This window comes from Ensifer sp. GW823-FHT05D09 (assembly GCF_058795755.1).
Genome location: NZ_JBXAIA010000014.1, coordinates 38,852 through 51,201, shown reverse-complemented (window position 1 = coordinate 51,201; position 12,350 = coordinate 38,852). Strand labels below are relative to the sequence as shown.

The 12,350-nt window shown below is 63.0% G+C and carries 11 protein-coding genes; 9 read left to right on the top strand and 2 right to left on the bottom strand.

What is annotated here, in order from left to right:
* Positions 1 to 38 precede the first annotated feature (38 nt).
* Together AC1Q80_RS28345 and AC1Q80_RS28340 are read left to right on the top strand one after the other, a co-directional pair.
* Positions 39 to 941, top strand: coding sequence for an AraC family transcriptional regulator (locus AC1Q80_RS28345; RefSeq protein ID WP_492362605.1), 903 nt, complete (start codon positions 39 to 41; stop codon positions 939 to 941).
* 129 nt (positions 942 to 1,070) lie between these two features.
* A complete protein-coding gene (locus AC1Q80_RS28340; protein ID WP_173421130.1) occupies positions 1,071 to 2,291 on the top strand; it encodes an adenylate/guanylate cyclase domain-containing protein in 1,221 nt (406 codons plus the stop codon).
* 9 nt (positions 2,292 to 2,300) lie between these two features.
* Here AC1Q80_RS28340 and AC1Q80_RS28335 read toward each other — a convergent pair whose 3' ends face one another.
* Positions 2,301 to 3,194, bottom strand: a complete 894-nt coding sequence (locus AC1Q80_RS28335) for a LysR family transcriptional regulator (RefSeq protein WP_492362604.1) — start codon at positions 3,192 to 3,194, stop codon at positions 2,301 to 2,303.
* Positions 3,195 to 3,310: 116 nt separating this feature from the next.
* On the opposite strand from AC1Q80_RS28335, the gene AC1Q80_RS28330 reads away from it, so the two are divergent.
* A complete protein-coding gene (locus AC1Q80_RS28330) occupies positions 3,311 to 4,051 on the top strand; it encodes an SDR family oxidoreductase (protein ID WP_492362646.1) in 741 nt (246 codons plus the stop codon).
* A 45-nt stretch (positions 4,052 to 4,096) separates the two neighbouring features.
* Here the strand turns inward: AC1Q80_RS28330 and AC1Q80_RS28325 are convergent, their stop codons facing one another.
* Positions 4,097 to 4,396 carry a DUF6074 family protein gene (locus AC1Q80_RS28325; RefSeq protein ID WP_173421133.1) on the bottom strand — a complete coding sequence of 100 codons (300 nt, stop codon included), beginning with the start codon at positions 4,394 to 4,396 and terminating at the stop codon, positions 4,097 to 4,099.
* Positions 4,397 to 4,631: 235 nt separating this feature from the next.
* Between AC1Q80_RS28325 and AC1Q80_RS28320 the strand changes: the two genes are divergently transcribed.
* The 6 genes from AC1Q80_RS28320 to AC1Q80_RS28295 all read left to right on the top strand — a co-directional run bounded on the left by AC1Q80_RS28320 (position 4,632) and on the right by AC1Q80_RS28295 (position 12,328).
* Positions 4,632 to 6,350, top strand: a complete 1,719-nt coding sequence (locus tag AC1Q80_RS28320; protein WP_173421134.1) for an ABC transporter ATP-binding protein — start codon at positions 4,632 to 4,634, stop codon at positions 6,348 to 6,350.
* Positions 6,351 to 6,458: 108 nt separating this feature from the next.
* Positions 6,459 to 8,021 (top strand): D-aminopeptidase, encoded by a 1,563-nt coding sequence (locus tag AC1Q80_RS28315; protein ID WP_492362603.1) that lies wholly within the window; start codon positions 6,459 to 6,461, stop codon positions 8,019 to 8,021.
* Positions 8,022 to 8,083: 62 nt separating this feature from the next.
* Complete coding sequence (locus AC1Q80_RS28310) at positions 8,084 to 8,875, top strand: pseudouridine synthase (RefSeq protein ID WP_492362602.1); 792 nt, start codon at positions 8,084 to 8,086, stop codon at positions 8,873 to 8,875.
* Positions 8,876 to 9,130: 255 nt separating this feature from the next.
* Complete coding sequence (locus AC1Q80_RS28305) at positions 9,131 to 10,108, top strand: tripartite tricarboxylate transporter substrate-binding protein (protein WP_209793059.1); 978 nt, start codon at positions 9,131 to 9,133, stop codon at positions 10,106 to 10,108.
* A gap of 242 nt (positions 10,109 to 10,350) precedes the next feature.
* Entirely contained in the window at positions 10,351 to 10,812 is a 462-nt protein-coding gene (locus tag AC1Q80_RS28300; RefSeq protein ID WP_173421137.1) for a tripartite tricarboxylate transporter TctB family protein, read from the top strand.
* 10 nt (positions 10,813 to 10,822) lie between these two features.
* Complete coding sequence (locus AC1Q80_RS28295) at positions 10,823 to 12,328, top strand: tripartite tricarboxylate transporter permease (RefSeq protein ID WP_173421138.1); 1,506 nt, start codon at positions 10,823 to 10,825, stop codon at positions 12,326 to 12,328.
* Positions 12,329 to 12,350: the final 22 nt, after the last annotated feature.

Here is a 12,350-nt window from a genome sequence, read left to right as displayed (position 1 = left end):
CTTTTCAGGGCGCCATTCCCCCGCGAAGGAAAACGGCCTTGGGTGATCTCGAAGAATTCCAGCAACTGATGGAGCGCAACAGCGGCATCGACGGCGTGCTGTCGACAAAGATACCGCACCTCATCCTGATCCGGTCGTCGAACCCGACCGAACCGATCCACACGTTGCATCAGCCCGCCGTCTGTTTCATTGCGCAAGGGTCCAAGCAGGTGATGCTGGGTGATACGGTGCAAACCTACGATCCCAACCGGTATCTCACCGTTTCGGTCGACCTGCCGGTCATCGGTCAGGTCATCGACGCATCGGCGGAAAAGCCTTATCTTTGCCTGCGCCTCGATCTGGACCCGGCCATGTTGAGCGCACTGGTGATCGAGATGGGGTCCTCGCCGTCCGATGTCGGCGCCCCGGAACCCGGCCTGTTTCTCAGCGATACGACGCCCGAACTGCTTGACGCCATCGTCCGGCTGCTGCGCCTGCTCGACCGGCCGGATGAAATAGCCGTGCTGGCGCCGCTGGCGGAACGCGAGATCCTTTACCGGCTGCTTGTTGGCGAACAGGGCCATCGCCTACGCCAGATCGCCCGCGCCGAAAGCAAGCTGACCCAGGTCAACCGCGCGATCGACCTCATCAAACGCGACTTCCGCAAGCCGCTGCGCATCGAAGATCTGGCGGCAAGAGCCAATATGGGCCTGTCATCCTTTCACCAGCACTTCAAGGCTGTGACGACAATGAGCCCACTGCAATACCAAAAGCAGCTTCGGCTGCAGGAAGCCCGCCGGCTGATCCTCGGTCAATCCATCGATGCGGCGACCGCAGGCCACCATGTCGGCTATGACAGCCCGTCGCAATTCTCGCGCGAATATGCCCGCCTTTTCGGTGCGCCACCGCTGCGCGACATTGCGCGGCTGCGGGCAGCGCCTTCCTACCTGCTGGAGGCCTGAAGTGCGGGAACGCATCGGAACCTTGGCGAGGTCTGAAGGGTTGCTTGTCCTCATGCCGGACTCGGCTATTGATAGTGTGCCCGGCTGGCGCCAGCGCAAACCACCGGCAGCTCAAGAGCGAGACCCGCAATGAACAACGAACAGATCCGCGACATCGTTCTATGGCTGTCCGAAGAGGGACTGAAGGGCCTGGAAGAGCCTGAAATGCTTGCAGGCTTCTGTGAGAAATGTCGCGCTGCAGGCATCGACCTTGCGCGCGCGCAGGGCCTGATCGATACGCTGCACCCAGAATTCGAGGGCCGCGCGTTCCAATGGAACAGCGAAAGCGATGTGACGCCGGAGGTCGTGCAATACTCCGCGACCACGGGAGGAGAAGCGCAGGCGAACTGGCATCGCTCGATCTTCTACCACATGCTGACGGCACGCGAACCGGAGCGGCGCGTGCGGCTCGCCCACGAGCCTTCGGTCCCCTACCAGGTCCTCGACCGCCTGAAGGAAGAGGGACATACCGATTGCCTCAACATGATCCACCATTTCACCGACCGGGGTCGCGTCGGCGAAATGGACTGTTTCTATTCCTATTGGACCACGCGCCGGCAAACCGGTTTTACCGACGAGGAGATCGCGGCCCTTCGCATTCTGCTGCCGACCCTGGCGCTTGCCGTGAAGACCACGTCCTGCGTCCGCATTATCGGCACGCTTGCCGACGTCTATCTCGGCGCCGACGCGGGCAGGCGCGTGGTCGAAGGCAGCATCGTGCGCGGCGAGGCCGAACGCATCGAAACCGTCATGTGGTTTTCCGACCTTCGCAACTACACCCGGATTTCCGACACGGCCGCGCCGGAGGACATCATCCCGTTCCTCAACGACTATTCGGGCATGGTCATTTCGGCCATCCACGATCACGGCGGCAGTGTCCTGAAATTGATCGGCGATGGCGTGCTTGCCATCTTCAGTGCGGAAGAGCCGACCACCGCCTGCACCAATGCCATCGCCGCCGAGCGGCAATTGCGGCGCATGCTGGTGGCGTTGAACGCCCGCCGGGAAGAGGAGGGAAAGCCGACAACCGATGTCTATCTCGGCCTGCACATCGGCGAGGTATTCTACGGCAATATCGGCAGCCAGAACCGACTCGATTTCACCGTCGTCGGCCCCGCCGTCAACGAAGTCAGCCGCATCGCCTCGATGTGCCGCTCGATCGAGCGGCAGGTGATCATGTCGGCGGATTTCGTCGAGGCCTGCCCGCAGCAGCTGCAGGCGGACGCTGTCTCGCTCGGGCGTTTCGCGCTGCGCGGGATTGCCCGCGCCAAGGAACTGTTCACCTGGGATCCGGAACTGTTGACGGACTGATGCCCCGGATCAACCGCCGCCCTTGGCAAAGACACCGGCCAGCCAGTCGATGAAGACGCGCACGCGCGGCGAAAGCTGGCGGTTGCGCGGATAGAGCAGGAAAACCGGTGTCGGCGTCGGGCGGCAGCTTTCAAGCACCTCGACCAACCTGCCCTCATGCAGGTCACGCTCGACATGGTATCGCGGCACCTGAATGAGCCCAAGCCCCAGCCGAGCGGCGGCAACGAAGCTTTCGGCGGCATTGACTGCGACCGTCACCGGCAGCGCGACGTGTTCGACCTTGTCACCAACCTTGAATTCGAGCGGTATCGGAGCGCCTGAAGTCGACGAACGGAAACCGACCATGTGGTGCCCTTCCAGGGCATCGAACCTTTCGGGCTTGCCGTGGAGAGCAATGTAGCCGGGTGCCGCGCAGGTAATCTCGTCCAGCATCGTCATGCGTCGCCCGATCATGTCGCTGTCCTGCGGCTCGCCGACCCGCAGCACGCAGTCGATGCCCTCCCGCACAAGATCGACCAGCCGGTCGCCCTCGCTCATGTAAAGCTCGATCTCCGGGTAGGCCGCAAGAAAAGCGGGCAAGCTCGGCAACACAAAGTGCCGCGCGAGCGTGCCGTGCACGTCGATGCGCAGCAGGCCCTTGGGTTTGGCACCGGCAAAGGCCCCTTCCGCATCCTCGATATCAGCGAGAATGGAGAGACAGCGCTGATGGTAGGCAGCGCCATCCAATGTCGGGCTGACATGTCGTGTCGTTCGCTGCAGCAGGCGAACGCCCAGTCGCGCTTCCAGTTGCTTGACCGCATCCGTCACCGTCGAGCGAGGCAGGCCGAGATCATCAGCGGCCTGTGTGAAACTGCGCCTCTCGACGACACGTGAAAACACGCGCATGGCGTCGAACCTGTCCATTTGTTCGGCATCTCCGGATTATGTTGCCAGATTATGCATGATTATCCGGGGCGAGGAAGGCGTCATCTTCTCCTCATCAACGAAGCAAATCCGCTTCGCGACCAAGGAGAAGCATGATGCAGGACCAAACAGACAGGGTTGCCATCGTGACCGGCGCCTCGCGCGGTATCGGCGCGGCGATTGCCGAACGCCTGGCCGCTGACGGCTTCACGGTCGTCATCAACTATGCCGGCGACGCCGCTTCCGCCGAAAACCTGGCCCGCAAGATCGAAGCAAAGGGCGGCCGCGCCTTGACCGCCAAGGCCGATGTCGCCAATCCCGAAGCGGTCAAGCGCATGTTCGACGCAACCGAGGCAGCCTTCGGCGGCATCGACGTACTCATCAACAATGCAGGGATCCTGAAGACTGCGGCACTTGCCGAAACCAGCGATGACGAGTTCGATCGCCACTTCGCCATCAACACCAAAGGCACCTTCAACACGCTTCGCGAAGCGGCAAGGCGCATGCGCAGCGGCGGCCAGATCGTCAACTTCTCCTCGACGACACTTGCCCTCAACCTGCCGGGCTATGCCGTCTACAACGCTACCAAGGCGGCCGTCGAAGCCATGACACACGTCTTTGCCAAGGAGCTTCGCGGACGCAACATCACCGTCAATGCCGTGGCGCCGGGCCCTGTTGCGACCGACCTGTTCCTGTCCGGCAAAAGCGAGGATCTTGTCGCACAATTTGCGAAGATGCCGCCGCTGGAGCGGCTTGGCCAGCCGGGGGATATCGCCAGTGTCGTGGCGTTCCTGGTGGGGCCTGCCGCCGGCTGGGTCAACGGCCAGATCCTGCGCGCCAATGGCGGCCTTGCCTGATACGTTCGACCCACCGACCAATGATGTGGGGTGCGGACTGTCGCTTTACTGGCTGACCGCGCCGGTGGAAGCCCGCGACTGGTGGCGCTGCCAGAGTTCGGCCTGCACCTCAGCCTGAAATGCCATGACCTGCTCACGCATGTCTTCTTCGGAGCAACCGAGCGCAAGCAATTCGTCGGCAAGCTTCCGGCATTCGCGCCGCCAATATTTTACGGCGTCGTCACCATGGAGATCTTCGAGGTCGGCAGCGCAGATGCGAATGGTGCTCAGTCTTCTTGCCATCGGAAACGGAACGACCTCGCGTCCGCCAAACACCGCTGCTTCATCTGATCTATCGCCTGCCATTGCTTCAATTTCTCCCCTGGTGATTCCCTCTTCTACGAAGCTTATGGTTAACGTTTTCTTCCTCTCGCCCCGCGTTCCGTCTCATCGGGGGATCACACGCTCGGGTTGGTGTGATTTGTGACGGCGTCTCTTCGCTTTTCCGTCGCATATCTGTTGGCTTCCGGCTAAAAACATGACATTTGAGCTCAGATTTTAAGGCCGTTCCCGAGCGGCTGCCCATGTGAGTGCGGTTGTCATGTTGAAGCGCTTCTTCGCGTTCTACCGGCCCTATCGCGGCCTCTTCATTCTCGACTTCACCTGCGCGGTGCTGTCCGGCCTCTTGGAGCTCGGCTTCCCGGTCGCGGTCAAGCTGTTCGTCGACCAGCTGCTGCCCAGCCAGGAATGGACGCTGATCCTGCTGGCCTCCGTCGGCCTTCTCGTCGTCTATCTCGTCAATACCGGCCTGATGGCGACGGTCACCTATTGGGGACACATGCTCGGCATCAACATCGAGACCGACATGCGCCGCCTGGCCTTCGACCATTTGCAGAAGCTCTCCTTCAGCTTCTTCGACAATCAGAAGACCGGCCATCTCGTCGGCCGGCTGACGAAGGACCTTGAAGAGATCGGCGAAGTTGCCCACCACGGTCCCGAGGACCTGTTCATCGCGATCATGACCTTCATCGGCGCGCTGCTGTTGATGATGACGGTGCACTGGCAACTGGCGTTGATCACGGCGGCCGTCGTGCCGATCACCGCCTGGGTCACCAGCCGCTATGGCGGCCGCATGGCCAACAATTTCCGCAACCTCTACGGCCGTGTCGGCGACTTCAACGCCCGCATCGAGGAAAATGTCGGCGGCATCCGCGTGGTCCAGGCCTTTGCCAACGAAGAACACGAACGCAGCCTGTTCGAGACCGACAACCAGAATTACCGCCAGACGAAGCTCGAGGCCTATCGCATCATGGCCGCCAGCACGTCGCTCAGCTACATGAGCATGCGGCTGACGCAATTGATCGTCATGATCACCGGCAGCTATTTCGTGCTGACGGGACAATTGACCAATGGCGGCTTCATCGGCTTCCTGCTTCTCGTCGGCGTGTTCTTCCGTCCGGTCGAGAAGATCAACTCCGTCATCGAGACCTATCCGAAGGGCATCGCCGGCTTCCGGCGCTTCATCGAACTGATGGAAACCGAGCCCGATATCGAGGATCGCCCTGACGCGGTCGACGTCAAGGGCCTGCGCGGCGACATCACCTATCGCAACGTCTCCTTCGGCTACAGCGCCGACAAGCCGACCATTGCCAACATCGACCTGACGATCAAGGCCGGCGAGACCGTGGCCTTCGTCGGCCCGTCGGGCGCCGGCAAGACGACGATCTGCTCGCTGCTGCCACGCTTTTACGAAGTCGCCGAAGGCAGCATCACCGTCGACGGGATCGACATCCGCGACATCAAGCTCGCCTCGCTTCGCGGACAGATCGGCATCGTGCAGCAGGACGTCTTCCTGTTCGCCGGCACGATCCGCGACAACATTGCCTATGGACGCCTCGGCGCAAACGAAGCGGATATCCTCGATGCCGCCCGCCGGGCAAAGCTCGACGCCATGATCGCCGCACTGCCCGACGGCATGGACACGGTTATCGGAGAGCGCGGCGTCAAGCTTTCCGGCGGTCAGAAGCAGCGTTTGGCGATCGCGCGGATGTTCCTGAAGAACCCCTCGATCCTGATCCTCGACGAAGCCACTTCGGCGCTCGACACGGAAACCGAAACGGCGATCCAGCAATCGCTGGCCGAGCTTTCCAAGGGTCGCACCACCCTGGTCATCGCTCATCGCCTGGCGACGATCCGCGATGCCGACCGCATTATCGTCGTCGATACGAACGGCATCAGCGAGCAGGGCCCGCACGACACTCTGCTCGCCGCCAAGGGCACCTATAGCCGGCTGTATCACGCCCAGGCCGGATTGCGCTGAGGAGACGCGGGAGCGCGGTTGCAACTGCGTTGACGGAGCGGTAGGTACGAAACCGATCCGCCCGTCCGGGCGGCAGGTTTCCCTCCCGACCGACTGGCATTGCACACCATGACGACCCTGGATCTTCCCGCCCTCGAACGAGCCGTCCACGCCTTGCCACAGCAGTACCGGGGGCCGGGCGGCGTCGTCGGCGTGGTCAAGGATGGCGAGGTCATCCTGAAGCACGTCTGGGGTTATGCCGATCTCGCGGCGCGCAAGCCGATGACGTCGGGAACACTGCTGCCGATCTGCTCGATCAGCAAACACTTCACCTGCGCGGTGCTGCTCGACACGGTCGGTGATCCCGCCATTCTCGACAACGCGCTCGACGCCTACCTGCCGCGGATCGAAGGCAAGCGCCCCACCGTTGCGCAACTCTGCCACAACCAGTCGGGCCTGCGTGACTACTGGGCTCTGACCGTACTGCAGGGCGCCGTAGCCGATGGCGTCTTTCGTCGCGAGGACGCCCGGCCGCTGCTGTCGCGCGCCCGTTCGACCCATTTCGAGCCGGGCACGCGCTATTCCTATTCGAACGGAAACTACCGGATCCTCGCCGACCTCATCGAGGACTATACGGGCCGGTCGCTGTCCGAACTCTACGATCGCTCCGCTTTCGGTCCGGCCGGCATGACGACGGCCGCCCTCACCCCCGACACCAGCGTGTCGCCGAACGGCGTGATCGGTTACGAAGGCAACGAGGCCACGGGGTACTTCGAGGCCACAAACCGGATCTATTGGGCGGGCGATGCCGGCATTTCGGCAACGCTCGACGACATGCTGGCCTGGGAGTGCTTCATCGACCGCACGCGCGACGATGACGACGGCCTTTACCGCCGGCTTTCCGCACCACAGACCTATGCGGATGGAGGGGCCGCGACCTATGGCTTCGGCCTTGCCCACGAGACGATCGGTGACGTCGCGATCACCGGCCATGGCGGCGCCTTGCGCGGCTTTCGCTGCCGCCGGCTGCATGCGGCCAGCGAGCGCCTATCGATCGTCGTGATGTTCAACCACGAGGCCGACGCCCACGCCGCAGCCACCGCCCTGATGAAGATCGCGCTCGGCCACCGCGATGCCGAGACGGAGGTCGGCGCCTGGGAAAGCAGGCAATTCGGAACCTATCTCGAGCCGGAGACCGGTCTTGCGCTGTCAACCCGGCCCCTCGCGACCGGGCGGCTTGAACTGCGTTTTGCGACCGCAGGCGACGTTCTGCAGATCGGAACGGATGGTACCGCCCGCTCCGGCGCGGTCTCGCTTTCGGCAAACGACACCGGCCTGCAGATGGGCCGCGAGCGCGAGAACCTCGTAACGACGGCCCAGAGGGTAGCCGGCAAGGCAAAGCCCGACATCGCCGGGCGCTACCACTCCGCCGAACTCGACGCCGATATCGAAATCGTGTCGACCAACGGCGTCTTCTTTGCCGGCTTCGAGGGCTTGCTCGGCAAGGGCGCGATGCATGCGATGCAGCCGGTTGCGGACGATATCTGGCTTGTCAGCTGCAAGCGTTCGATGGATGCGCCAGCGCCAGGGGACTGGACCGCCAGGATCCATCGCGATGGTGAGGGCACCGTGTCCGGCCTGACGATCGGCTGCTGGCTTGCCCGGCAGATCGGCTATATCAAGGTCGCATGAACGACAGTTGCGAGGCGCGGCGAGACGCCTCGGCGGCCAGAGATGGAAGGAAGCGACCCGAGGTGAGGCAGAAGCGGCCGATTGCAGGACGAGGTGAAGGCGCTGGCCGCATGGCCGGCGACATCGGCAAACGCGTGACGGTTGCCCGCGCGCTTTCCAAGCTCGGCTACTGCTCGCGCACGCAGGCCGAAAAGCTCGTGCTCGAAGGTCGTGTCAGTATCGGCGGCCGCAAGACGACCGATCTTTCGCAATGGGTCGATATCGACAAGGATCGCATCACCGTCGACGGCAAGCCGGTTCTGGCGGAAAACAAGATTTATCTGATGCTCAACAAGCCACGCGGGCTGGTAACAACCCGTCACGACCCGGAGGGCCGGCCGACTGTCTTTGATTGCCTTGGGGACAGCGACGCGCAGTTCCTCTCCCCGGTCGGGCGGCTGGACAAAGCGAGCGAGGGGCTGCTCCTCTTCACCAACGACACGGTTCTCGCCCAGCGCCTGCTCGACCCGGAAACCCATCTCGGCAAGGTCTACCACGTGCAGGTTTCAGGCGAGATCGGCGATGCCAAACTCAGGGCGATGGTCGATGGCGTCGAAGAGAGTGGCGAACACTTGCGTGCCGCGCGCGCCGAGCACTTGCGAGGCGGCGAAAAGAACAGCTGGATCGAGGTCGAGCTCAAGGAAGGTCGCAACCGTCAGATCCGCCGCATGCTCGATGTCCTCGGCTTCGAGGTCTTGCGGCTCGTGCGCGTCTCGATCGGCGAGATCGTGCTTGGGTCACTTGCCAAGGGCGCCAGCCGTCCGCTGACGTCGGACGAAGTCCAGTATTTACGGCATCGGACGGGACAAGAATAGCGGCCCGAATGCCCGGTCGGACGCGATGCCGCAACACCCCGTCGGGCGGCTCGACCCATGATGGGTGGAAATCCACCCACTGAACGAGCCTGTTGTTTCAGATTCTACCCAAACTCGGACAACCGGCGACGGAAATGCGCGAAGGCGCACAGCAAGGCCGTTGTCTACGCTCGGATTGCGTCTGCAAATGGATCAACCAGAATCGGCATGGGAGGAGCCTTGCCGGCTGGTCGATAATTCATCCGGGAGGAAAAGATGAAAACCCTGAATGCGCTTCTTGGCGCCGTTGCCGCCCTGTCGCTTTCTGCCGCTTCCGCCAATGCGCAGACCTATCCCGACCGCTCGATCACCATGGTCGTTCCGTTCTCGGCCGGCGGCCCGACGGATACCGTCGCACGGCTCGTCGCCGAATCCATGTCGAAGGATCTCGGCCAGCAGATCATCGTCGAGAACGTCGGCGGCGCCGGCGGCACGCTCGGCGCCGGTCGTGTCGCCCAGGCTGATCCGGATGGCTATACCGTTCTGCTCCACCACATCGGCATGGCGACCAGTGCTACGCTCTACCGCAAGCTCGCCTACGACACGCTCAACGCCTTCGAATATGTCGGTCTCGTCACCGAAGTGCCGATGACGATCGTCGCGCGCAAGGATCTTGAGCCGACGGACCTCAAGGGCCTCGTCGAATACGCCAAGGCCAACAAGGACACAGTCACAGTTGCCAATGCCGGCATCGGCGCCGCGTCGCACCTTTGCGGCATGATGTTCATGAGCGCCATCGAAACACCGCTGACGACCGTTCCCTACAAGGGCACCGGCCCGGCGATGACCGATCTGCTCGGCGGCCAGGTCGACATCATGTGCGACCAGACCACCAACACCACCAAGCAGATCCAGGGCGGTACCATCAAGGCCTATGCCGTGACCTCGCCCGAGCGTCTCAAGGTCTTCCCGGACCTGCCGACGACGACGGAAGGCGGCCTTTCCGGCCTGCAGGTCGGCATCTGGCACGGCGTCTATACGCCGAAGGGCACGCCGGCCGACGTCAACGAGCGCCTCTCGAAGTCTCTGCAGGTGGCACTGAAGGACCCGAACGTTGTCGCCCGCTTCGGCGAGCTCGGCACGATACCGTCGAGCGATGCCGACGCAACCCCGGCAGCGCTGAAGGCGAAGCTTGAAGCTGAAATCACCCGCTGGAAGCCGGTGATCGAAGCCGCCGGCCAGTACGCCGACTAATTCGAAGTCATACCCGCCACGATCTGGCGCCTTTGGGGGACGAGGATCGTGGCGGGTTTGCCGCCAATGTAGCGCATTCGCGTGAGGTGGATGCGCATTCGTGCCGGAAATTGGCGCCCGCGATACCCAAGAGGTGTTGCCCGACCATAGCCATCGCACCACACCGCCGGCAACTGGCAGTCCGAGCTTGCGTTTGGCCCTTTCCTGCCCACGCATAGCCAAAAAAACCAAATGGGGACACGATGAAATCAATCTCCTTCGACACCACCAATGCGCTCTGCGGCGGTATCCTGACAGCCGTCGGGATGTTCTTCGCCTGGCAGGCCTTCAACCTCGAACTCGGCACCGCATTCCGCATGGGGCCTGGTTACTTCCCGCTGGTTCTGGCCGTCATCCTGACGCTTCTCGGTATCGTGATCCTCGTTCAGTCGACCCGGGTCGAGGGCGAGCCGATCGGGCCGATCGCGGTGCGTGGGATGCTGTTCATCCTGCCGGCGCCGGTCTTTTTCGGCCTGACGGTGCGTGGCCTCGGTTTCGTCCCCTCGCTGTTCTTCACGGCTCTGATCGCCTGCTTTGCGTCCGGCCGGATGAAGCCTTTGACCGCCATCGCGCTTTCGCTGGCGCTCACAGCGTTTTCCGTCGCGGTCTTCAGTTACGGCCTCGGCCTGCCCTTCCAGCGCTTCGGCCCCTGGACCCAGTTCTAGGAGACGGATGATGGAACTCTTCAGCAATCTCGCCCTCGGCTTCACCACCGCCGCCTCGCCGGAAAATCTGCTCTTCTGCCTGATCGGCGTCCTGCTCGGCACGCTGATCGGTGTGCTTCCCGGCATCGGCGCCACGGCGACCATCGCCATGCTGCTGCCTATCACCTTTCAGCTGGAGCCGGTGTCCTCGCTGATCATGCTCGCCGGCATCTATTATGGCGCGCAGTATGGCGGCTCGACCACCGCCATCCTCATCAACATGCCGGGCGAATCCTCGTCTGCCGTGACCGCGATCGACGGCTACCAGATGGCCCGCAAGGGCCGCGCCGGTGCAGCACTCGCCATCGCCGCACTCGGCTCGTTCTTCGCCGGCACGGTCTCGACCTTCCTCGTCGCCGTCTTCGCGCCGCCGCTCACCGAGATCGCACTGAAGTTCGGCGCGGCCGAATATTTCTCGCTGATGATCGTCGGCCTCGTATCCTCGATCGCGCTGGCGCACGGATCGATCGTCAAGGCGCTGGCGATGGTAGCGCTCGGCCTCCTGCTCGGCCTCGTCGGCACCGACATCTACACCGGCACGCCGCGCTTTACGCTGGGCATCCGGGAGTATTCGGACGGCCTGAACTTCGTTGCGCTCGCAGTCGGGGTCTTCGGCATTGCCGAAATCCTGCGCAATCTCGAAAACGAGCGCACGCGCGACGTGCTGATGGCCAAGGTCACCGACCTGATGCCGACGCGCGACGACTTCAAGCGCATGGTCGGCCCGGTCCTGCGCGGCACGGCGATCGGCTCGGCGCTCGGCATTCTGCCCGGCGGCGGCGCCATCCTTGCGGCCTTCGCCTCCTATACCGTCGAAAAGCGCGTCTCCGACAAGCCCGAGGAATTCGGCCACGGCGCCATTGCCGGCGTCGCCGGTCCGGAAAGCGCCAACAATGCCGGCGCCCAGACTTCGTTCATCCCGCTGTTGACGCTCGGCATTCCGGCAAACCCGGTGATGGCGCTGATGATCGGCGCGATGATCATCCAGGGCATAGTACCCGGCCCGAATGTCGCCTCCGAACAACCGGCCCTCTTCTGGGGCATCATCGCGTCGATGTGGATCGGCAACCTGATGCTGGTGGTCTTGAACCTCCCCTTGATCGGGCTGTGGGTGCGGCTGTTGAAGATCCCGTACTACGTGCTCTTCCCGATCATCATGGCGTTCTGCTCGATCGGCGTCTACAGCGTCAACTCCAATGTCTACGACCTCTATGCCGTCGCCTTCTTCGGCCTCGTCGGTTACCTGCTGTTGAAGCTGCGCTGCGAACCCGCTCCGCTTCTGCTCGGTTTCGTGCTCGGTCCGCTGCTCGAAGAAAACCTGCGGCGGGCGATGATCCTGTCGCGCGGCGACCCGACCACCTTCGTCACGCGGCCCATCAGCGCGATCCTGCTGTTCATCGCCGCCATGGTGCTGGTGGTGGTGTTCCTGCCGAGCGTCAAGGCCAAGCGCGAACAGGTCTTCGTCGAGGAAGATTGATCCAGGAGGGATGGGGGATGGG